Below are 21,717 nucleotides of genomic sequence, written 5' to 3'. Positions count from 1 at the left end.
CAGGCCGCTATTGGCGAGGGGTTTTTGGAGGTGCCCATCTTCGTGCCGCGGGGCGATGCCGCCGATGCCACCCGGCCGCCTGCGGCCTATGACGCCCTCGCCCAGTGGCTGGCCATGTGCGGCGTGCCGCAACTGGCCTGACCCCACCCCTCAATGCCCGCCGGCTCGTTCCGCCACGATATGCTGCACGGTGGGCTGCATGCGGGCGTTGTAGCGCGCCAGCACCGGGTGGTCGCCGCCGCTGCCATAATGGGTGATCAGATCCTGCCCGGTCCACCAATGGACGGCAAAGCCGGGGGTTTCAGCAACGATCATGTCGCGCCCGTCGGGATCCTCGGGGTCGATGCTGCGGAAATCAATGGCAACCTGCGGCGCAGCCGATGGACACACCGCCAATGTGGTGCCGTGCCAGCCCGTCACGATGGCGCGGTGCAGATGGCCGGTGATCATGCGGATCACCTGGGGGTGGCGGCGCACCACGTCCGCCAGGCGCTGCACCCACGGGGCATCAAGATCCTCGGTCATCCAGCCATTGCCGGTTTCGATTGGCGGGTGGTGCAGCACCAGCACGGTGGGGCGGCCATCGCGGGCCAGTGTTTCGTCCAGCCACTGCGCCTGTTCGGGCGAAAGTGCACCGCCGTGCTGGCCTTCCAGCAGCGTGTCGAGCACGACGAAGCGCAAGGGCCCGTGCACGAAATCATATTGCACATGGCCACTGGCGGAGACCGGCACTTCGGGGAAAACACTGCGGAAATTGACGCGCACATCATGGTTGCCGAGCGCGAAATAGACCGGGAACGGCAGCCGGTCGGTGATGGATTTCAGCGTTTGATAGGATGCGATGGCGCCATGCTCGGTCAGGTCGCCGGTGGCGAGCAGCAGCGCCGGTTGCGGGTTCATCGCCAGCAGCGTGGCGATCACCTCGTCGAACCGCTTGCGGTTCATCTCGGCCGGATCGTCCGGCTGAAAGCCGAGATGAATATCGGTCACCTGGGCAACCAGCATGTTACAGCCCTCGCCTGCCGCGCCACGATGGCGTCAGCCCGTCCCCATCCAGATACGCAGTAACGGCCCATGCTGACGCAAGCTGCGCCCGCGCACAAGAGCGACCGCCGGTCAGGAGCCGAATCCCGCCGCCCGTGCAACGGACGCGCGGTGGCCCGCCGCGGCCACCCGGGCGCCACCGCCATGACCAGCCGGCAGCACGCCCGCCGGTGCCACGCCATCGTGATAGCCATGGCAGGTGTCGCAACTGTCGCCGGCCTTGGCGGTGTTGGCCAGCAGGGTCTTGGCCGGCGCGCCATGGCATTCCCGGCAATTGGTCACGCCAGGGATGTTCACATCGGTGGCGGCCTTTGATCGGGTGATGCCGGTGTGGCAGGCGACACAGGCAGCATCGCCGGTCTTGCCGTCATAGCTCTTGTGCTTGCCGTGCGGGAAGCGGCCCTGCGGCAGATAATGATCGTTGATCGTCACCGGGGCGATGGCAAAGCGGCGGGTGATGTCCGCCGCGCCGGTAACGGTCACCACATGGCAATCGGTGCACAATCCCTTGCCCGTGAAGATGTCGGCCACCGCGGCGCGGGCGCGGGCTTGCGCATCACCGATGGAGGCAAGGCGCAGTTGCGCGGCTTCCACCTCGGCCATGCGGCCGGGCGGGCGGCGATCAAAGGTGATGCGCTGCACGCCAGCGCGCGGGGCGACCGCCTGCGACAGGTAGAAATCGCGGATGATCCCGGCCACCTGCGCCGGCTTGCCGTGCGGCAGCGTGCGCAGCGTGCCGCCATCGCGGGCGAAGGCCAGATCATGGCAGTCGCCGCAATTGGCCTCCATGTCGATCGGTTTGAAGCGCAGCTGATCGGCATCGGGCACATGGCAGCTGCTGCAGGGCAGGCTGCCGTCGCTGGCCAGCCTGAACCCTTGCTTGCGCGCCATGTTGGCCACCGCGTTGGTGGCGGATTGGTGAATGTCGTGTGGGTAGATCAGGCCGGAGCGTTCGCGCGCGCCAGCAAGCGCGGTGCGGGCAAACACCGGCTGGGTGAGCGACGGGCTGGCCACCAGCGTGGCGCGGAAATCGGGATGCTTTGCCCAGCCCGGCACATTGGCCACCGCCGTATCGGGCAGCCGGCCTTTCAACCCGGCGTGGCAATCGGTGCAGAACTGCTCGGCCACCGTCATCACCGTGGCTTCGCCCTCATGCTCCTTGTGGCAGCTGGTGCAGCGGCCCTGCGGCAGGTTGAAGGCGCTGTGCGCCGCCGCCATCACGCCGGTTTCCGGCATCCGCCCATTGGCCAGGCGCGCCGGCGCAGCATGATCGGGCAGGGCCGCCTTGGTGTGACAGGCCTGGCAGGCGCTGTCGGTCACGCTCACAAACGCCTGCGTGTGGCAGGCGCCGCAATTGTTGGACAGGCTGGCATGGGCGTTCGACAACGGACCCGATGACCAAACTTCGTCGGGCGCAAAGCCGCCAGTCGCCGCCGGCCGCGCCGTCGGCACCCGCAGCTTGCCGTCACCAAAGGCCTGGCCGGGCGCGACCGGGCGCGCCGCGTCGGCCAGCATGTCCTTCGGCAACGTGGCGCGGCCTTCGCCCAGGAAATGCACCAGCGGGATCAGGAGCAGACCAACCAGAACGACCAGCGCGCCCACCCAGGCCAATCGCCGCCGCGTGGGCATGGCGCCCTGCAGCGAGAAGATCGAAACCTCCTGAGTGGCATCGGCCGTATCGATCGGCGGGATCACCCGTTCGGCGGTGATGGCCACCGCGCCATCCTCACCTTCGCTCAACGACAGGCGGAACGGCCCAATGTCCACCGCCGGGGCATCGGCAAGATCAACATCGGCGCGGGTGACGAACTTGCCACCCACCTCCACCGGCACGCCGCCCGTGGTCTCGATGCTCACCCGGCTGGCGGCAATGCGCACCAGCCGGGCGTGGCGCAGCATCACGGCCAGATCGGGCAACTGGATGTCGCAATCGGTGCCGCGCCCGATGCTGATTTCGGCCTGCACCAGGGTGCGCGTGCGGATGATGTCGCCGCCGTCGGCCCGCTTGGTCAATTGGCGGATGATGAAGCTCATGCCCGCCTCACCAATAGAGGAACACGGAAAGAATGTGGGCGAACAGCGCCGCCAGCAGCGCGATGGTCACCGGCACATGGATGTAAAGCCACAGCTCCAGCCGGGCCTTCATGGCGATGTGGCGGCGGGCCTGGGCCAGCGCCGCCTCCTTGCGTTCCAGCAGGAACTGGATCTGCTGCAAGCGCTCATCTGCCCGGCCGCTGCGCAGCCCGGCCATCACCTTCTCGCCGATGGCCGCCAGCGCGCGAGCGTTGCCGTCGCTGGCATAATTGCCCGACAGGCGCTGGCCCAGCGACCCTGCGATGCGGCATTCCTCCAGGCTCATCCGCACCAGCGCGGCATCATCGGCGCCCAGAGGCTGGGCGGCCAGATCCAGCTGCCGGTCAAGCGTGCGGATCGCCTCCAGCATCTGCTGCTGCGTCACCTCTCCGCGGTTGGCCGAGAGTTTTTCGGGCAGCGTGGCATAAAGGCTGATGCCCCACAGGCCCGACAGGATGACGATCATCATCAGCGCCCAGGCCAGGGTGTGGACATTCCAGCCGAGCTGGAAGCCGGTGTGCAGCGTGCCGATGACGATCAGCGACAGACCCAGATAGACATGGGCACTGGTCCAGCCCTTCAGGCTGAACGGCTTTGATCCGATCACCCGCTTGCGCACGCCCAGCAAGGACAGCCAGACGATCAGACCGGCGCCGATGCTGCCCAGCGTATAGCCCAGCCAGGTGCCGCCATTGTGGCGCGGGGTTGGATCGGTTAGCATGTAGCTCAGTAGCGCGACAAGGCTCAACGTGCCCGCCACCTTGGCCCAGCGCGCCCGCTTGTGGTTGAGAAAGCCTTCGTGCGCTGTGTCGCGCGGGGCGCGGGCAACGGCCTTGCCGGTCATCGCCTTGCGTGTGGGCGCGGTGCTCGCCATCACTTGCCCTCCCGGCCCATGAGGGCGACCGACAGGAATTGTTCCGGCGACACCCGGATGGCGGCGCCAGTGGGGCAGGCGCGCACGCAGGCCGGGCCGCCTTCCTGGCCCGAACACATGTCGCACTTGATCGCCTTCTTGGCCTTTTCGGCATAGGCGGGATCGGCCTTCTTCGCCCATTTGTGGCTGGGTTCGCCCGGGCCGGGGCCGCTGCCGAACAGGAACCAGCTGAGCAGCCAAGGTTTCTTCGGCGGCACCTTGTCCATGCGGATCACGCCATAGGGGCAGTTGCGCTGGCAATTGCCGCAGCCGATGCACGTATCGTCGATATAGACTTCGCCCGTCGGCCCGCGGTGGATGGCGTTGGGCGGGCAATCGGCCATGCAATGGGGATGCTCGCAGTGGCGGCAGCTGGTCGGCACGTGCAAATGGGCATAGGTGCGCCCGGCCTCCCGGTCGAGCCGCGACAGGCCGTCGTGGGTATCGGCACAGGCCTTCTCGCAATTGTCGCAGCCAACGCACAATTTCTCGTCGATCAGCAGCACATCGGTGGCTTCACCCACGCCCTGATCCACCAGGAAATTGGCCACCCCGGTGTACATGTCGACAACGCTGGAAAAACTGTCCTTCTTGGATTCGATATAATTGTTGAGCCGCGTGCGGTTGGCCATCTCGCCGCGCAATTTGTCGAGCAGCTGCGGCTTGGCGGCCAACAGTGCGCGGAAGGGTTCGCCGGCCAGGCGGATCACGTCGCTCTTCACCGCGGCGCGCACGGTGGCGCTGCGCGGGGAGCCATCGATCACCGCCATTTCGCCGACAAAGCTGCCCGCCGGCACATAGGACAAGAACACCGGTTTGCCGCCGATGCTCTTTTCCACCACCATCGATCCCGACCGGATGATGAAGATATCGTCGCCCGCCTCGCCTTCCTTGATGATGGCCTGGCCGGCGCGGATGCTTTCCACCTTGGCGCCGGCGATCACATCCACCAGATCGGCGGGCGCCAGGCCGGATTTGAAGATCTGCAGCAGGCTGCGCTCGGTGGTGATGCGGGTGATCTCGCGCGCGGCCGATGGCACCTGGCTCATCAGCTTCAGGGCGGCGTTGCGGCTGATCTCCACCAGGATGCAATCGCTGCCGGCGCGGATGGTCGCCCCGCGCCGCCGCCCGGAAATCAGGCCAACCTCGCCAAAGATGGTGCCGGCATTGATCGGCACGGTGATGCTGGGATCGCTGGGGTTCACCTCCACCAGCACCTGGCCATCGGCGATGCCGAACAGCGAGGAGCCGGGCGCATTGCGTTCGAACACCACATCGCCGGCGCGATACAGCTTCACGCTCGAATCCAGCATGAACTCGCGCATCTGCAAGCTGGACATGCCCGACAGGATGGAAACGCGGCTGCGCAGATATTCCAGCCAGTCCGCCACGCTGCGTCCGCCGGGAAGGCCGGTGAACTTGGCTTCCAGGATCGGCTCGTCCGCCGGTTTCAGATCAAGGTTGCCGTTGATGACCTCCACCACATCGTGGCCCTGGTTCATGCAATGCTTGATCAGCGGATAGCCGGCCAGCGCGCCCACCACATAGATGCCGGGCGCTGTCGATTCGAAGGTGGCCGACAATTTCGGGAACGCCAGCCGGTCGTTCGAGGCAAATTCGATGCCACAGCCTTCGACAAAGCCGCGCGGCGGCGCCGAACCCATGCGGGCGATGATCCGGTCGCAACGGGCTCGCACTTCGCCGTCGCGCGTGTCCAGCGTGATGTAACCCGGCTCGATCTGGCGGGTGGTGGTTTCGGTCATCAGGCTGATCCGGCCCGAATCGCGGGCAGCCAGCAACGCCTTCACATTGGCATCCTTGGCGGTGGCGAAATCGGCCGATCGGTTGACCAGTGTCACCATATTGTTCTGGGCCGGATCGGCACACAGGCCGAGCGCATTCTCGATCCCGGCATCGCCGCCACCGATCACGAAAATATGCTCGTCGGTATATTCGGTCGGATCATCCAGCTGATACTGCACATGGGGCAGGTTGCCGCCAGGGCACGTCATCAGATTGGGGTTGCCCTGGGTACCGATGGCCAGAATCACCGTTTCGGCAATGATCTCCTCGCCATTGGTCAGGGTCAGGCGATAGGGCGGCGCATGCCGCTGCAGCTCGCGGGTCTCGCTGGTGCCGTCCCGCTTGCGTGTCACGATCTTCATCACCGAGCCTTCGATGGCCGGCCCGGTGCCCGCGATGGACTTCACCTCGGCATGATAGCGAACATTCACCTGGGCTGCGGCGGTCTGGTCATTCCAGGTGCCCAGCACCACCTCGCGCTTGCCCGCCTCGAAATCCAGCGGGGATCGCAGCACCAGCTGTGACGGCGTCGCCATCACATGCTTGCCCTTCTGATATTTGTAGATCGTGTCCGACAGATGGTAGGTCTTTTCCAGCAACACATGGGACAGGCCCAAACGCGCCGCATGCGCCGCCGCCGACAGGCCGGCCGGGCCCGATCCCACGATGGCGATGCGATAAGCCGTCACGCTGGCTGTTCCCCCCCGGTTCTAGCCCTGGCCCCAGGCCCTGAAGCTGGTTCACGCCGTCGCACACCCCACGGCCAGCAATGAACCTGTTGCGATAAATCCTAGCATCTTGATACGCATCGGCTAGACCAAGAATGACGGGCCGTCGCTTTTTTCGCTGCCCGCGCACCGGAGCCCCAGCTGCCATGCTTGCCGAAGTCGGCCATTTCGCCTTGATCCTCGCCCTGTTGGTCGCGGCCGCCCAGGCGGTGCTGCCGATGCTGGGCGCGATGCGCGGGGATGCGGCACTGATGGCGTTCGGGCGCAGCGCGGCAGCGTGCCAGGCCGTACTGATCGCCCTCGCCTTTGGCTGCTTGATGACCCTGTTTGGCCAGGCCGATTTTTCCGTCGCGCTGGTCGCCAACCACAGCGCCCTGTCGCAGCCGCTGCCCTATCGTCTGGCGGCCACCTGGGGCAATCACGAAGGCTCGATGCTGCTATGGGTGCTGGTGCTTGCGCTCTATGGCGCCGGCATCGCCCGCTTTGGTGACAATCTCAGAACCACCCTGCAGGCCCGGGTGCTCAGCGTGCAGGCGATGATCTCCGTCGCCTTCCTGGCCTTTGCCCTGTTCACCTCCAACCCCTTCGCGCGCCTGTCGCCAGCACCGCTGGACGGGGCGGAACTGAACCCGCTGCTGCAGGATCCGGGCCTCGTCTTCCATCCGCCCTTGCTCTATCTTGGCTATGTCGGCTTTTCCGTCACCTTCAGCTTTGCGGTCGCCGCCCTTCTCGAAGGCCGCGCCGATCCGGCCTGGGCGCGCTGGATGCGGCCCTGGGTGCTCGCCGCCTGGGTGCCGCTCACCTGCGGGATCACGCTGGGCAGCTTCTGGGCCTATTATGAACTGGGCTGGGGCGGCTGGTGGTTCTGGGATCCGGTGGAAAACGCCAGCTTCATGCCGTGGCTGCTCGGCACCGCGCTGCTGCATTCGGCCATCGTCACCGAAAAACGCGGGTCTCTCGCTGGCTGGACCATCCTGCTCGCCATCCTCGCCTTCTCCCTGTCGCTGATCGGCACCTTCCTCGTCCGCTCCGGCATCCTCACCTCGGTCCATGCCTTTGCGGTCGATCCCGAACGCGGCGTGTTCATCCTGGCCATGATCATTGGCGCCACCGGCACAGCGCTGGGCCTGTTTGCCCTGCGCGCGCCGCAGATGAAATCCGGCGCGCTGTTCGGCAGCGTCAGCCGCGAAGCCGGCCTCACGCTCAACAATCTGCTGCTGATGGCGCTCACCGCCGTTGTCTTCCTCGGCACCTTCTATCCGGTGATCATGGAAGCGGTGGCCCCGGCCAACAAGATTTCGGTCGGCCCGCCCTATTATAATCTGGTCTTCGTGCCGCTGTCGGTGCCGTTGCTGCTGCTGGTCACCGCCGGCCCGATGCTGGCGTGGAAGCGCGATGATCTGGCGGTGGTGGGCCGGAAGCTGCTGGTGCCGGCCGCGCTCACCGCGGCGCTGCTCGCCGGGTTGAGCCTGTGGACCGGTCTGGCCCAGGCCTCGGCCGCGCTCGGCCTGGCGCTCGGGGCCTGGCTGGTGCTGGGCGCCGGCCTGGTGCTGGCCCGGCGCTGGTGGGGGGCCGGCGGCTTTTCGCTGCGGCTGGTGCGCACCACGCCGGCCGCCACCATCGGCCTGGCGCTCGCCCATGCCGGCATCGGCTTCACCACCGCCGGCATCGCGGCGATGAGCAGCTTTGCCGCCGAGCATATCCTGGTCATTCGCCCCGGCGAGACCACCACGGCCGGGCCGCTGAGCCTGACCATGCTGGGCGCCGAAGAGGTGGACGGCGCCAACTACCGTGCGCTGCGCGCCCGCTTTGCCGTGCGCCAGAACGGCAGCGAGCGCATCCTCGTCTCCGAACGCCGCTTCTACGACAACAGCCGCAACCAGACGACCGAAGCCGGCATCGGCGTTTCCGTGCTGGGCAACCAATATGTCGCCATCGGCGATGTCCAGTCCGACGCCAAGGGCCAAGGCCTGGTTGTGCGGCTTTATTGGCATCCGCTGGTCGGCTGGATCTGGTTTGGCGGCCTGTTGATGGCGATGGGCGGCGCGGCCAGCCTGTCGGATCGCCGTTTCCGCATCGGCGCACCGCAAAGCCGTGCCCCTCTTGCGCCCAATCTGGTTCCGGCCGAATAAGCCCGCCATGAAGCGCCTGCTCTTCATCCTGCCGATCATCGCCTTTGTCGGCCTCGCCGGCTTTCTGGGCTATGGCCTGACGCAAGACCCCAAGGAACTGCCCAGCCAGCTGATCGACCGGCCGCTGCCCGAATTCGCGCTGCCCGGCATCGATGGCCCCGATCTGGCCAGCGCCAGCTTCCGGGGCGAACCGCGCCTTTTGAACGTGTGGGCGAGCTGGTGTGCCGCCTGCCCGCAGGAGCATCCGGTGCTGGAACGCATCGCGCAGGAAGGCTTCCCGGTTTACGGCATCGCCTGGAAGGACAAGCCAGACGACAGCCGCGCCTTCCTCGCCCGCTTTGGCAATCCCTATTCCGGCCTCGGCATGGACCAGTCCGGCCGCACCGCCATCGATCTGGGCGTCACCGGCGCGCCGGAAACCTTTGTCGTCGACAAGAAGGGCCGCGTTCGGTTCAAGATTGTCGGCCCGATCAGCCCGGAACAATGGGAAGGCGAAATCAAGCCGCTTATGCAGCAGCTGAGGGCAGAGGCATGAGGGCCTGGATGTCAATCCTCCCCCTCTGGGGGAGGTGCCGACCGCAGGGCGGCGGAGGGGGCGGCGCGCTCCGCTCTGAAAGCCCCCTCCGCCCTTTGGGCACCTCCCCCAGAGGGGGAGGATTTCTGGCCAGCCATGGTTCCGCCCGCAAGGGCAATGGCGTCGCCTGGCTCCTGCTCACCCTCATTCTCGCCGCCCCGGCGGCGGCGGTGATGCCCGATGAGATGCTGCCCGATCCGGCGCAGGAACAACGGGCACGCACCATCAGCAAGGATCTGCGCTGCGTTGTCTGCCAGAACCAGTCCATCGACGACAGCGACGCCCCGCTGGCCCGCGATCTGCGCCTGTTGGTGCGCGAACAGATCGCCAAGGGCAAATCTGATGCCGAGGTGCGGGATTATGTGGTGGCGCGCTATGGCAATTTCGTGCTGCTGAAACCGCCCGTTGAAGGCGACACGCTGCTGCTGTGGGCCGGCCCGTTCGCTGTGCTGATCCTGGGCGGCGTTGGGGTTGCCCTGTGGCAGCGCCGGCGGCCCGCCGCCACGACTGACGCCCCCCTTTCCGATGCCGAACGCGCCGAGCTGGATCGGCTGAGCTGAAACCGGACCCATCATGACCCTCTGGATCATCCTCACCGCGATGGCAGCCCTTGCTGCCGCCTGGCTCACCATCCCGCTGGTGCGCCGGCACGAAGCCCGGGTGGACGCCCGCGCCGCCACCATCGCCGTGTTGAAGGATCAGCTGGCCGATGTCGACGTGCAGCTGGCGGCCGGCAGCATCCAGCCCGGTGAAGCCGAAGGCCTGCGCAACGAAATCCGCCGCCGCCTGCTCGCCGCCGGCCATATCCCGGCCGAACTGGACCGCACCATGGGTCAGAAGGCGCTGTCCGGCCTGGCACTGGGCATGGCCGCCATGGTGGCGCTGGCCGCCGGCGCGCTCTACACCAACATGGGCCAGCCCGAGCTGGCCGGCAGCCCGGCCGCCCCTGCTGCTGCGCCGCCGCCCGCCGCGCCGGCCGCACCCCAAGCCCAGGGCGAAGTGGCGCAGCTGATCACTGGCCTTGAACAGAAGATGCAGGCCAACCCGCAGGATCCGGAAGGCTGGCGCATGCTGGGCTGGAGCTATTTCCAGACCGGCCGCTATGGCGATGCCGCCAAGGCCTATGCCCGCGCCATCGCGCTGAAACCCGATGGTGTTGGCTACAATAGCGCCTATGGCGAGGCACTGGTGCAGGAAGCCGGCGGGCAGGTGACCCCAGCCGCCGCCGCCGCCTTTGAAAAGGCTGCCGCCCAGGATGGCGCCGATGCCCGCGCCCGCTATTTCCTGGCCGTGCGCATGGCCGAAACCGGGGACCGCAAGGGCGCCATCGAGGATTGGCTGAAGCTGTTGGCCGATTCCCCGGCCGATGCCCCCTGGCTGCCGCAATTGCGCAGCGTAATCGAGCAGACTGCGCAGCAGGCGAAGATCGACATTGCCGCCCGTCTGGCTGCCACCCGCCCGGTGGGCAACGCCAGCGTGCCCGGCCAGCCCGATCCGGCCGCCGCCGCCGCCACCACCGCTGCCACCGCCGCGCCGGCCGGTGCGCCCGCCGGCGTGATGCCCAGCCCCAGCCGCGAGCAGGTGCAAGCCGCCCAGGCGATGAACCCGGCCGACCGGCAGGCGATGATCCGGGGCATGGTCGATGGCCTGGCTGAAAAGCTGAAGACCAATCCGAAGGACGAGGCCGGCTGGCTGCGCCTGATGCGCGCCCGCCAGGTGCTGGGCGATGCTGCCGCCGCCCGCACCGCCCGGGATCAGGCCCTGGCCGCCTTTGCCGGTGACGCCGCCGCCCAGGGCCGGATCAGGGCTGCAGCGGCCGAAATGGGCCTATAACTCGATCAGCGCGTCGGGCAGTTCGTTCACGTCATCGTCGCAGCGCGGCAGGTGGCGGGCGAGGACGGCGCCGGCGCGGGCGATGGCGGTGACCAGGCCATCGGCGGCGCGGCCGGCCTTGATGCCGCCGGTCAAGGCCGCGATGGTTTCGGCCCAGTCTTCGGGCGCGACACAGGCGAACACGCCATCATCGGCGATCACCTCGGCCACCCGCTCTGCCTCGTCCAGATAAAGCAGCACGCCGGTGCGGCCGGCGGTGCGGGTGAGGCCGCGGGCGCGGAACTGGGTCAGCGCGGCGGCGTGCACGCGGTCCCGCCGCAGGCCGCGCGGGGTGAGGGCACGGTCCAGCCGGGCCAGTGCGACCAGCGCCAGCATGGCGAGGAAGCACAGCGCCTGCACGGCGGCAAAGCCTTCGATGCCATGGGCTTCGCGGGTGGCGGCATCGAGCGAATCCCAATCCGGAAACAGTAGCGACGGCGTCCAGCCCAGCAGCACGGCGGCGAACGGCAGCGTGAAGGCCGCCAGCGCGGCCGCGGCCAGCATGGTGGCGGCATAGCGGTGCGGCCTTGTGTTGACGATCACCACGATCTCGCCGGCCGTGGTGGCTTCGGCGGTGGCAATGGCCGCAGCGATGCGGGCGCGATCAGTGTCGTTGAACAGCATCACCAGTCTCCAGACGCGCCGCCGCCGCCGAAGCTGCCGCCGCCGCCCGAAAAGCCGCCAAAGCCGCCGCCACCGCCGCCGCTGCCGCCACCCCAGCCCCCGCCCCAACCGCTGTCGCGGCGGTTGGACCAGCTGCCGCCCAGATCGGGGCCCCAGATGATCACCGGGCCACTGCGGCGCCCGCGCTCGCCGCGCCGGGTGGCGATGATGATCCAGATGATGATGATTACCAGCCACACCAGCGCGCCAATGCCGGGGCCATCGTCGGCGCTGTCGGCGCGCTGGCTCAGCTGCTTCACCGCCGCCTGCTGCTGATCGGGCGGCAATTGGAGCAGGGCGATCAGCTCGTCGGTGCCAGCCTCCACCCCGCCAGCGAGATCGCCGGCCTTGAAGCGCGGCACGATGCTGCCACGGATGATCCGGCTGGAGACGGCATCGGTCAGCGTGCCTTCCAGGCCATAGCCCACCTCGATGCGCAGCTTGCGCTGCGCCGGGGCGATGATCAGGATGGCGCCGTTGTTCTGGCCCTTCTGGCCGATGCCCCAGGCGCGGCCGAGCTGATAACCATATTCCTCGATCTCATAGCCGCCGAGATCGGGCACGGTCGCCACCACCAACTGGGTGCCGGTGGTGTCTTCCAGCGTCTTCAGCTTGCCATCCAGCCGGGCGACGACATCGGCCGGCAGCACGCCAGCCGCATCGGTCACCCGGCCGCTGAGCTTGGGAAACACCGGATCGGCGAACGCCGGCGCTGCCAGCTGGAGGATCAGCAGCAGCGCCGACAGCCAGAAGGCCAGACTGGCCAGCCGGCGGACATCAGGGGGCATGTTCATGGCGCGCCCTTCGCGGCCAGAGGAAACAGACTAGAACTTCACTTCCGGCGCCTTGTCGGCATTCACCGTGGTGGCCTTGAACGGCGCGATCGGCTGGGCGCCATAGACCACCTTGGCGGTGATCAGTGTCGGGAAGGTGCGGATTTCGGTGTTATAGTCCTGCACGGCCAGATTGTAATCGCGCCGGGCCACCGCAATGCGGTTCTCGGTGCCTTCCAGCTGGCTCTGCAGCGCCATGAACTGCTCGTTGGATTTCAGCTCGGGATATTTTTCCACCGTCATCAGCAGCCGGCCGAGCGATTGGCCAAGCGCGCCCTGCGCCTGTTCAAACTGCGCCAGCTGCGCCGGGTCCGACAGCTTGGTCGGGTCCACCGTCACCTGGGTGGCGCTGGCGCGGGCCTTGGTCACGCCTTCCAGCACATCCTTTTCCTGGGCGGCATAGCCCTTCACCGTGGCGACCAGATTGGGGATCAGATCGGCCCGGCGCTGATACTGGTTTTCCACATCGGCCCATTTGGCCTTCACCGCCTCTTCCTTGGCGGGAATGCTGTTGACGCCGCAGCCCGACAGCAACAGCCCGGCCGCCGCAACAGCGGCCAGCGTGGCAGAACGACGGTTGGCAATGGTCATTGCGGTCTCCAGTCCGGGCGGCTTGCGCGTGGCCGCAATTGTGGCAAATTGATCGCGCAACACGTCACTTAAGATAATGCGGTTGCAGGAATTTCAAGAGGGGGCATGGGGATGCTGCAGGAATTCAAGGCGTTCATCGCACGTGGCAATGTGCTGGATCTGGCGGTGGGTGTGATCATCGGCGGCGCCTTTGGCACCATCGTCTCGGCCTTTACCGAGGATCTGGTGATGCCGATCGTCAGCCTGTTCACTGGCGGTATCGATTTCACCAGCCTGTTCGTGGTGCTGGGTGACATTCCCGCGGACTACAAGGGCAGCCCCAGCGATTACGAGGCGCTGAAAAAGGCCGGCGTTGCGCTGTTCGGCTATGGCAAGTTCATCACCGCGCTGATCAATTTCCTCATCGTTGCCTTTGTCATTTTCCTGATGGTCAAGGCCGCCAACAAGGCGATGGCGCCGGCACCGGCCGCCCCGGCCGAACCGCCCGGCCCGACGCCAAGCGAAGCGCTGCTGGCCGAAATTCGTGATGAACTGCGGAAGGGTCGCGGTTGATCAACGCGCTGGCTGCCCTGCTCGATCAGGTGCCGCTGCCCGCCATTCCGGCGGTGCTGCTGGCCATCTTCCTGCTGGCGGCCGAACTGGGCTTTGCCTGCCACCGCCGCTATGGCGGCAGCAAAAGTGGATTGGGGGGCGGCGGCGAGGATGAAACCCAGGTCCTCTCCACCGCCCTGCTCGTGCTGGCGCTGCTGCTCGGCTTCACCTTTTCGATGGCGCTCGACCGCTATGACGAGCGGCGGCAGCTGGTGGTGCAGGAAGCCAATGACATCGGCACCGCCTGGCTGCGCGCCGGGCTGGTGCCGGCCCCGCACGGGCCGGCGTTGCAAAACGCCCTGCGCGATTATGCCGGGCTGCGCCAATCCAGCCCGCTGCCGCACGAAACGGCCAAGCTCGCCCGCGCGGCCGACCAGCGCAACCGTGTGTGGCAGCTGACCACGGCCGCCCAGGCCACACTGGATGGCCCGCGGGCCGTCAGCCTGACCAGCGCCGTCAACGCCGTGCTCGACACCGGCACCCAGCGCGAAAAGGCGGTGGCGGCCCGCGTGCCCGGCGAGGTGATGCTGCTCCTGGTGCTGTTTGCGGCGGTCACCTGCTTCCTGCTCGGCTATGTGCTCGATGCACATGGCCAGCGGCACCGGCTGGCATCGGGCATATTGTTCCTGTTGATGGGGCTGACGATCATGCTGATCCTCGATCTCGACAGGCCGGTCGATGGCGCCATCCTGGTGGATCAATCGGCCATGCAGGCGCTGGTCGCCAGCCTGGCGGTGGTGCCATGAGGCGGGCACTGATCACGCTGCTGGCGCTGGCCAGCCTGGCGGGCTGCCAAGCGGAGCGGCGGCAGCTGGGCCAGGCGCTGTCGGGCAAGCCGCCGGTGGCAACGGGCAGCCTGGTTGGCCGCTGGACCATGGCCGATCTGAACGGCGGCGGGCCGGTGGCGCGCGGCGAACTGGCCTTCATCGCCGACAGCGTGGCCGGCACGGCGGGCTGCAACCGGCTGGCTGGCGGCTGGCAGCAGGCTGGCGCCACGATCGGCATCGGGCCAGTGGCCGTCACCCGAATGGCCTGCCCGCCCGCCGTCATGGCGGTGGAGGCCCGGGTGATCGCGCTGCTCAACGCCGCCAAACGGGTGGAGTTTGATGCGCGCGGCGGTGCCACGCTGATCAGCGATGATGGCCAGCGGCTGCGGTTGATCCCGGCGCTGCCCGACGTTCCGGTGCGATAGCTCTAGGATCAGGCCGCGAGGCGATCCAGCGACAGATCAGCGAGGCTGGTGGTGTCGAGGATATTGGCCGTCTGTTCGCGCACGACCAGCATCACCTTGCGGATGACGCAGGTGGTTTCCTCGAAACAATCGGTGCAGCGCTGGTAGGCGGTGACCGACACGCAGGGCACCAGCGCCAGCGGCCCTTCGATCAATCGGATGATCTCGCCAAAGCTGATCTGGCTGGCCGGCCGCGCCAGGCGATAACCGCCCATCTTGCCGCGGAAGCTGTTGACCAGCCCGCCATTCTTCAGGTCGAGCAGGATGGCTTCGAGGAATTTGCGCGGCAGTTTCTGGTCGGCGGCGATGGCGGAAATCGGCACAGGCTCCACCCCGCCCGAACGGGCAATGAAGATGAGCGCGCGCAGCGCATAGCGGGATCGCTGGGTGAGCATGATGGGCGCTTATCCTATGCACCAGCAAGGGATTGGTGCCAAGCGGTAATGGCAGTGCAGACGTCTGCCATTAATTGGTGCAAAATCCCATATTTCGGGAAGCTATGAATAGCCTCGTCATGTGTCTGTAATACGCAAGTTCAGCCAAGTCATTGATATTTCAGAATGGTCGAAATTTGCAGGCACTTGGCACGGCCGTTGCAAAGCTGTTGGCATCGGCCGCCGGATGGTCCGGCAGCCGAACCAAAGCGAAGAGGTCCCCCATGTTTGCTTCTGCCAAGAATTTCTCCCGCAACGTTGTCGGCGCTGCCGGCACCCTGTTGTTCGCCGGCCTGTGCATCGCCGGTGCCACCGCCCCGGCCAATGCCCAGATCGCCTACAGCGTGAACGCCGATGGCCACCGCGTTGCCCATGTCTCCTATGCCGATCTGGATCTGGCCAGCAAGGCCGGCCGGGCCAGCCTGGAATATCGCCTGCGCACCGCCGCCCGCGAAGTCTGCCAGGGCCAGTCTGGCAACCCCTGGGCCGCTGCCGCGGAATATCAGTGCTTCAGCGAAACCCTGAAGGCCACCCGCACGGTCACCATGGCCGCGATCGAAGCCGAAAAGGTCGGCGGCTGATCGATTGACGCACCGGCAGGCAGAGGCAGGGGCCGTCCCTGCCTGCCGAAGCGGCCGGTGGTGATGCCAGACGCCCCCTCTGGCACCCCACCCGCCCCAATCACGCCCGGCACCGCCCGCCCCCGGTGGTGACTGTGGCCACAGGCCCCCGAAATTGCTTTGGTGCGCGTCCCTCCCGCCCCCTCGGGATCGCACCCATCCGGTGCCGCCCGGCGTTTTCACCCTCGAACGCCGGGCGGCACTTTTCTTTTGGGCCGGGCCCGCCATGATGGCGCCATGCGCATCCTGATGGCCACCCTGCTGATGATGATCTCCCCCGCCACCGCCCCCGCCAGCGCGATGCGCGCCCGCGATCTGGGCATCGCGCCCGGCCCGCTGCCCACCGGGCCCTTGAACGCCATCACCGATGTGCCCGGCGTGCTGGTGGGCCAGGTGACGATCGATCGCGGCGACACGATCCGCACCGGCGTCACCGCCATCCTGCCCCACGGCGGCAATCTTTTTGCCGACAAGGTGCCGGCGGCCATCGTCGTCGCCAACGGCTTTGGCAAGCTGATGGGCCTGTCGCAGGTGCAGGAACTGGGGGAGATCGAAACCCCGATCCTGCTCACCAACACGCTGAACGTCGCCGAAGCCGCCAGCGCCATCATCACCCACACGTTGGCGCAGCCAGGCAACGAAGCCGTGCGATCGGTCAACGCCGTGGTTGGCGAGACCAATGATGGCGGGCTGAACGACATTCGCGCCCGCGCCGTCACCCCGGCCGATGCACTGCGTGCAATCACCAGCGCCAACACCGGCCCGGTCGCCGAAGGCGCGGTGGGCGCCGGGCGCGGCACGATCGCGTTCGGGTGGAAGGGCGGGATCGGCACATCATCGCGGCGCACGCCCGATGGTTTCACGGTGGGTGTGCTGGTGCAGAGCAATTATGGCGGCCGGCTGATCCTGGCCGGCGCGGCCGTTCCGCCGCCCCCGGCCGAAAAGCCGGCAGGAGCCGATGGGTCGATCATGATCGTGGTCGCGACGGACGCGCCCTTGAGCGACCGCAACCTGAAACGGCTCGCGGCGCGCGCCATGGTCGGCCTGTCACGCACCGGCTCGGCCTTTTCCAACGGCTCGGGCGATTATGCCATTGCGGTGTCCGTGCACCCCGATGTGCGCCGCACCCCGGCCCGCCGCGCCGCCATCACCGCCTATCCGGAACTGGGCAACGAGGCGATGTCGCCGCTATTCGTCGCCGTCGCGGATGCCACGGAGGAAGCGATTGCGAACAGCCTGTTGATGGCCACGGCTGTCGAAAGCCGCGACCCCGCCACCGGCCAGACCCGCCGCGTGCCGGCGCTGCCGGCGGACCTGGTCAGGCAACGGTTGCAGGCACGCTGATCAGAACGCGGGTCACAGCGCGCCCCAGCCGGCAAGCAGCGCGGCAGCGCCATCGGCGGCGAGGGTTTCGGCATCGGCCAGATAGGCATCATTGGCCAGGGTGGCGATGCCGTGGACCAGCGCCCAGATGATGGCGCCGGCCTGTTCGGGCCCGATGCCGCGCAGACGGCCGGCAGCGGCGAGCTCGCCCAGCATGGCGGCCAGGCTCTGTCCCGGCCGGGCGGCGGCGGCGGCGAGGTCGGGGTGGGCGGCGCAGTTGGCCAGTGCCGGGCTTTTCATCAGGCGATAGAGCGTCGGATGTTCGGCAACAAAGCGGACATAGGCGATGCTGCCGGCAACGATGCGCTGGGCCGGATCGCCGGACGCCGTGGCCAGCGCTGCCATCTTTTCCGCGTAAAGCTGGTCGAAGCCCTGCGCCGCCACCGCCGCGACCAGCGCCGACCGGTCACGAAAATGATGATAGGGCGCCATGGCCGAAACGCCGGTGGCGGCAGCAACGGCACGCAGGGTCAGCGCCTCCACCCCATCGCGCTCCACGATGGTGCGGGCCGCGGCGGTGAGCGCGGCTTTCAGATCGCCGTCGAAATGCCAGGCCGATTCGGGTTTCACGCCGCATCCCTAACTTGACCGGCCGTCAGGCGCAATTTATACAGCGTAAAGTTTACAACGTAAGGATTGACCATGCAGATCGTGATGACCGGGGGCAGCCGGGGGATTGGCGCAGAAGCGCTGCGCCATCTGCTGCGCGAGCCGGGCGCGCGCATCCTGCTGGGTGTGCGCGACGCGGCACCGGCAGGGGTGGAGGGATTGCCCCTCGATCTGGCCAGCCTGGCCAGCGTCCACCGCTTTGCCGATGCGGTGATTGCGGCGCTTGCCGGTGCCCGCATCGATGCGCTCGTGCTCAACGCCGGCGGCCAGCGGCCGACCGTGGCGGAACGCTCCGCCGACGGCCATGAATTGACCTTTGCGGCCAATCATCTTGGCCATTTCCTGCTGGTGCTGCGGCTGCTGCCGCATCTGGCCGATGGCGCGCGCGTGGTGATCACCAGCAGCGGCACCCATGATCCCGCTGAAGCCACCGGCGTGCCGCCGCCCCGCCACGCCGATGCCCGGCGGCTGGCCGATCCCACGCAGGATCCTGAACTGGACCGCAACCCCATCACCGCCGGCATGCGGGCCTATTCCGCGTCCAAATTGTGCAACCTGATGGTGGCGCGGGTGCTGGCGCGCGACGCGGCCCTGGCCAGCCGCGGCATCAGCATCGTCGCCTATGATCCCGGCCTCACCCCGGGCACCGGGCTGGTGCGCCAGCAGATGTGGGTGGTGCGTACCTTGGTGTGGCCGTTGCTGCCCTTGCTGCTGCCGTTCGGGAAGACGATGAACAGCCTCGCCGATGCCGGCCGCCATCTGGCGCTGCTGGCCACCAGCGTGCGGCCGCCGCCGGGCAGCGTCTATGCGTCGCTGCGCAAGGGCCGGCTCACCTGGCCGGCGCCATCGGAACTGGCGCGGGATGAGGCGGCCTGCACCGCCCTGTGGGACGACAGCCTGGCCCTGTGCCGGATCGGCGCCACCTGAAATTTGCGAAAGATTCGCAGTTACAGCTTGCCCATCTGAGAATCGGTCGCAATAAGGCTGCGTCTGATAATCATTCGCAGGTTGTTCCGATGCGTCGCGTGCTGCTCCTCTCCACCGCCCTGCTGCTGTCGGCCCCCGCCGTCGCGGCCGATGGGATGGAGGATGACGCCGGCACCATCGTGGTGACCGGCCAGCGCGACCAACCCTATCGCGCCGGCAGCATCACCTCGGCCACCCGCACCGACACGCCGCTGCTCGACGTGCCGCAGGCCGTCACGGTGCTGACCAAGCAGCGGCTGGATGATCAGGCCATATTGTCGGTGCAGGAGGCGCTGCGCTTCGTGCCCGGCGCTGTGGGCGCGCAGGGCGAAGGCAATCGCGACCAGATCGTGCTCCGCGGCAACAACAGCACGGCGGATTTCTTCGTCGATGGCGTGCGCGACGATGTTCAATATTTCCGCGATTTCTACAATCTCGACCGGCTGGAAATCCTGAAAGGTTCCAACGCCATGATCTTCGGCCGTGGCGGCGGCGGCGGCGTGATCAACCGGGTGACCAAGACCCCGATCATCGGCGAACGGCTGCTGAGCGCCGATGCCGCGGCCGACACGTGGGGGAGTTGGCGGCTGGGCGGCGATGTCAATCTGCCGGTGGCCGATCATGTCGCGGCGCGGCTGAATGGCTTTGTCGAACAGGCCAGCAACCACCGCGATTCTTATGGCCTGACCCGCTGGGCGGTGAACCCCACGCTGGGCTTTGATCTTGGCGGGCGCGGCCGGCTGGTGCTGGGCTATGAACATGCCAGCGATGACCGGGTGGCCGACCGCGGCATCCCCTCGCAGAACGGCCGGCCGGCACCGGTGGCGCGCAGCCTGTTCGTGGGCGATGCCGCGCAGAACCGCAGCACGGTCAATGTCGATGCCCTCACCCTGGCCGCCAATTATGAACTGGCCGATGGCCTCACCCTGCACAACGCCACGCGCTGGGCCGATTATGACAAGGAATATGTGAATCTCTATGCCGCAACGCCGCTGAGCACCGCCGGCACCCTGGGCATCGAGGCCTATCGCGACCCCACCCGCCGCCGCAACCTGTTCAGCCAGACCGACCTTGCCTGGAAAACCGATCTGGCCGGCATGGACCACACGCTGCTGGCCGGGTTCGAACTGGGCCGCCAGGTCAGCCGCAACCAGCGCATCAACGGGTTTTTCGACGGCTTTGCCGGCGGGCCGACCCGGGTGACCGTGGCGCTCACCGATCCGTTCACGCCACCGACCTTCAACGTCCGCGCCGGCGCCGGCAACCGCTCCATCTGCGCCGTGGCCGACGTGGCCGCGCTGTTCGTGCAGGATCAGGTGAAGATCGGCGAGATGGTCGAACTGGTCGGCGGCCTGCGCTATGACCGGTTCAGCCTTGGCGTCGACAATCTGCTCGCCGGCACCCGCTTTGCCCGCACCGATCATCTCTGGTCGCCGCGCGCCGGCCTGGTGGTGAAGCCGGCAAAGAACGCGTCCCTCTATGCCAGCTTCAGCCGCAGCTACCTGCCGCAATCGGGTGACCAGTTCACCAGCCTGGATGCCAGCCTGGCCGCGCTGGAGCCGGAAGGCTTCCTCAACCGCGAGATCGGCGCCAAGTGGGACATCACGCCCACGCTCAACCTCAACATCGCCGCCTATGTGCTGGACCGCACCAACACCCGCGCCCCCGGCGCCGTGGCCGGCACGGTGGAATTGACCGGCCGCCAGCGCAGCCGCGGCATCGAACTGGGCCTGGATGGCCAGATCCGGCCATGGTGGCAGGTGCAGGCCGGCCTTGCCGTGCAGAGCGCCCGCACCGTGTCCACCACCAGCGCCGCGCCGGCCGGCCGCCATGTGCCGCTGGTGCCGGAGTTCCAGGCCAGCCTGTGGCAGCGCTTCCAGATTGCCGAGCCGGTGGGCGTCGGCCTTGGCATCCTGCACCAGGGCAAGAGCTTCACCGGCATCAGCAACATGGTCGAACTGCCGGCCTACACGCGGGTGGATGGCGCGGTCTTCTTCAAGCTGGCCAAGGGCATTTCGGGCCAGCTGAACGTCGAAAATCTGTTCAACACCGCCTATTTCCCGACCGCCCACACCGACAACAACATCAGCACCGGCACGCCCCGCACCGCGCGGCTGACGATCAGGACGTCGTTCTGAGCCGCTCCCACAGGCCGACCGGCTCTTCGCGATAGGTCGCCTCGGCATAGATGCCAAAGCCGCAGCGGCGGGCCACCGCGATGCTGGCGGCGTTGCCGGGGTTGATCATCGCCACCGTGCGGTCAAAGCGCGTGTCGGCCCAATTGAGCGCGCAGGCCACCGCTTCACTGGCATAGCCCTGGCCCTGCGCTTCCGGATGAAAGGCCCAGGCCGCTTCCGGGCAGCCAAACGGGTCCACCCCGGTGCGCTCCCCATGCAGGAAGCCGACATCACCCAGATGCACATCCTCTTGCCGCAGGGTGACGGCCCACATGCCATAGCCCATCAACGGCCAATGCCCGGCATAGCGCAGCAGGCGGTTCCAGCTGTCCTCCCGGTTGAACGGCTTGCCGCCGAAATGCGTCACCACCACCGGGTGCGCCCACATGGCGGCCAGCCGGTCAAAATCATCCAGCCGATGCGGACGCAGCACGAGCCGGTCGGAGGTGAGGACGGGAAACGCGGACATGGGCAAAGCAT

21 protein-coding genes are annotated in these 21,717 nt (G+C 67.4%); 11 read left to right on the top strand and 10 right to left on the bottom strand.

The genetic code is table 11. The features are described from left to right. Positions 1 to 150: 150 nt before the first annotated feature. The 4 genes from CHU93_RS06295 to CHU93_RS06280 all read right to left on the bottom strand — a co-directional run bounded on the left by CHU93_RS06295 (position 151) and on the right by CHU93_RS06280 (position 6,522). Positions 151 to 1,005 (bottom strand): phosphodiesterase, encoded by an 855-nt coding sequence (locus CHU93_RS06295; RefSeq protein WP_094473262.1) that lies wholly within the window; start codon positions 1,003 to 1,005, stop codon positions 151 to 153. Between the two features lie 111 nt (positions 1,006 to 1,116). Continuing rightward, entirely contained in the window at positions 1,117 to 3,078 is a 1,962-nt protein-coding gene (locus CHU93_RS06290) for a cytochrome c3 family protein (protein ID WP_094473261.1), read from the bottom strand. A gap of 7 nt (positions 3,079 to 3,085) precedes the next feature. Then, a complete protein-coding gene (locus tag CHU93_RS06285) occupies positions 3,086 to 3,991 on the bottom strand; it encodes a hypothetical protein (protein ID WP_243375329.1) in 906 nt (301 codons plus the stop codon). Further along, complete coding sequence (locus CHU93_RS06280; RefSeq protein WP_094473260.1) at positions 3,991 to 6,522, bottom strand: cyclic nucleotide-binding domain-containing protein; 2,532 nt, start codon at positions 6,520 to 6,522, stop codon at positions 3,991 to 3,993. The genes CHU93_RS06285 and CHU93_RS06280 overlap by 1 nt, the downstream gene beginning before the upstream one ends. A gap of 185 nt (positions 6,523 to 6,707) precedes the next feature. Here CHU93_RS06280 and CHU93_RS06275 point away from each other — a divergent pair, with 185 nt between their 5' ends. From CHU93_RS06275 to ccmI, 4 genes are all read left to right on the top strand, one after another. Next, a complete protein-coding gene (locus CHU93_RS06275; protein WP_094473259.1) occupies positions 6,708 to 8,693 on the top strand; it encodes a heme lyase CcmF/NrfE family subunit in 1,986 nt (661 codons plus the stop codon). Positions 8,694 to 8,700: 7 nt separating this feature from the next. Then, entirely contained in the window at positions 8,701 to 9,228 is a 528-nt protein-coding gene (locus tag CHU93_RS06270; protein ID WP_094473258.1) for a DsbE family thiol:disulfide interchange protein, read from the top strand. A 95-nt stretch (positions 9,229 to 9,323) separates the two neighbouring features. Continuing rightward, positions 9,324 to 9,827, top strand: a complete 504-nt coding sequence (locus CHU93_RS06265) for a cytochrome c-type biogenesis protein (protein ID WP_243375326.1) — start codon at positions 9,324 to 9,326, stop codon at positions 9,825 to 9,827. Positions 9,828 to 9,840: 13 nt separating this feature from the next. Continuing rightward, the gene (gene ccmI, locus CHU93_RS06260) at positions 9,841 to 11,100 is read left to right on the top strand and encodes a c-type cytochrome biogenesis protein CcmI (protein ID WP_094473256.1); all 1,260 of its coding nucleotides are present in this window, start codon (positions 9,841 to 9,843) and stop codon (positions 11,098 to 11,100) included. Here ccmI and CHU93_RS06255 read toward each other — a convergent pair. The 3 genes from CHU93_RS06255 to CHU93_RS06245 are packed head-to-tail and all read right to left on the bottom strand — an operon-like array spanning position 11,095 to position 13,226. Next, positions 11,095 to 11,763, bottom strand: coding sequence for a TPM domain-containing protein (locus CHU93_RS06255; protein ID WP_094473255.1), 669 nt, complete (start codon positions 11,761 to 11,763; stop codon positions 11,095 to 11,097). The two genes, ccmI and CHU93_RS06255, sit on opposite strands and share 6 nt — an antisense overlap. Continuing rightward, positions 11,763 to 12,596, bottom strand: coding sequence for a TPM domain-containing protein (locus CHU93_RS06250; protein WP_243375323.1), 834 nt, complete (start codon positions 12,594 to 12,596; stop codon positions 11,763 to 11,765). Before CHU93_RS06250 ends, CHU93_RS06255 begins: the two co-directional genes overlap by 1 nt. Before the next feature lie 30 nt (positions 12,597 to 12,626). After that, positions 12,627 to 13,226 carry a LemA family protein gene (locus CHU93_RS06245; protein WP_094473265.1) on the bottom strand — a complete coding sequence of 200 codons (600 nt, stop codon included), beginning with the start codon at positions 13,224 to 13,226 and terminating at the stop codon, positions 12,627 to 12,629. A 105-nt stretch (positions 13,227 to 13,331) separates the two neighbouring features. Here CHU93_RS06245 and mscL point away from each other — a divergent pair, with 105 nt between their 5' ends. The 3 genes from mscL to CHU93_RS06230 are packed head-to-tail and all read left to right on the top strand — an operon-like array spanning position 13,332 to position 15,009. Beyond that, positions 13,332 to 13,778, top strand: a complete 447-nt coding sequence (gene mscL, locus CHU93_RS06240; RefSeq protein ID WP_094473254.1) for a large conductance mechanosensitive channel protein MscL — start codon at positions 13,332 to 13,334, stop codon at positions 13,776 to 13,778. Continuing rightward, complete coding sequence (locus CHU93_RS06235) at positions 13,775 to 14,563, top strand: bestrophin-like domain (protein WP_094473253.1); 789 nt, start codon at positions 13,775 to 13,777, stop codon at positions 14,561 to 14,563. Before mscL ends, CHU93_RS06235 begins: the two co-directional genes overlap by 4 nt. Beyond that, positions 14,560 to 15,009: an META domain-containing protein gene (locus tag CHU93_RS06230; RefSeq protein ID WP_094473252.1), complete on the top strand. Its 450-nt coding sequence runs from the start codon at positions 14,560 to 14,562 to the stop codon at positions 15,007 to 15,009. The genes CHU93_RS06235 and CHU93_RS06230 overlap by 4 nt, the downstream gene beginning before the upstream one ends. 8 nt (positions 15,010 to 15,017) lie before the next feature. On the opposite strand, the gene CHU93_RS06225 is transcribed toward CHU93_RS06230, so the two are convergent. Then, positions 15,018 to 15,443: an RrF2 family transcriptional regulator gene (locus CHU93_RS06225; RefSeq protein ID WP_086115502.1), complete on the bottom strand. Its 426-nt coding sequence runs from the start codon at positions 15,441 to 15,443 to the stop codon at positions 15,018 to 15,020. A gap of 263 nt (positions 15,444 to 15,706) precedes the next feature. Here CHU93_RS06225 and CHU93_RS06220 point away from each other — a divergent pair, with 263 nt between their 5' ends. Together CHU93_RS06220 and CHU93_RS06215 are read left to right on the top strand one after the other, a co-directional pair. Continuing rightward, the gene (locus CHU93_RS06220) at positions 15,707 to 16,063 is read left to right on the top strand and encodes a UrcA family protein (protein WP_094473251.1); all 357 of its coding nucleotides are present in this window, start codon (positions 15,707 to 15,709) and stop codon (positions 16,061 to 16,063) included. A 276-nt stretch (positions 16,064 to 16,339) separates the two neighbouring features. Beyond that, positions 16,340 to 17,446 carry a DmpA family aminopeptidase gene (locus CHU93_RS06215; RefSeq protein WP_094473264.1) on the top strand — a complete coding sequence of 369 codons (1,107 nt, stop codon included), beginning with the start codon at positions 16,340 to 16,342 and terminating at the stop codon, positions 17,444 to 17,446. A gap of 12 nt (positions 17,447 to 17,458) precedes the next feature. Here the strand turns inward: CHU93_RS06215 and CHU93_RS06210 are convergent, their stop codons facing one another. After that, positions 17,459 to 18,055, bottom strand: coding sequence for a TetR/AcrR family transcriptional regulator (locus tag CHU93_RS06210; RefSeq protein WP_094473250.1), 597 nt, complete (start codon positions 18,053 to 18,055; stop codon positions 17,459 to 17,461). A 72-nt stretch (positions 18,056 to 18,127) separates the two neighbouring features. Between CHU93_RS06210 and CHU93_RS06205 the strand changes: the two genes are divergently transcribed. Together CHU93_RS06205 and CHU93_RS06200 are read left to right on the top strand one after the other, a co-directional pair. Further along, a complete protein-coding gene (locus CHU93_RS06205; protein WP_094473249.1) occupies positions 18,128 to 19,021 on the top strand; it encodes an SDR family NAD(P)-dependent oxidoreductase in 894 nt (297 codons plus the stop codon). A gap of 89 nt (positions 19,022 to 19,110) precedes the next feature. Next, complete coding sequence (locus CHU93_RS06200) at positions 19,111 to 21,198, top strand: TonB-dependent receptor (protein ID WP_094473248.1); 2,088 nt, start codon at positions 19,111 to 19,113, stop codon at positions 21,196 to 21,198. Here the strand turns inward: CHU93_RS06200 and CHU93_RS06195 are convergent. Further along, a complete protein-coding gene (locus CHU93_RS06195; protein WP_094473247.1) occupies positions 21,182 to 21,706 on the bottom strand; it encodes a GNAT family N-acetyltransferase in 525 nt (174 codons plus the stop codon). The two genes, CHU93_RS06200 and CHU93_RS06195, sit on opposite strands and share 17 nt — an antisense overlap. Between the last annotated feature and the right edge of the window lie 11 nt (positions 21,707 to 21,717).

This window comes from Sandarakinorhabdus cyanobacteriorum, from assembly GCF_002251755.1.
In the GTDB taxonomy this organism is placed as follows: domain Bacteria; phylum Pseudomonadota; class Alphaproteobacteria; order Sphingomonadales; family Sphingomonadaceae; genus Sandarakinorhabdus; species Sandarakinorhabdus cyanobacteriorum.
The sequence above is the reverse complement of the archived record's forward strand: the minus strand, read 5'-3'. Positions and strand labels throughout refer to the sequence as shown.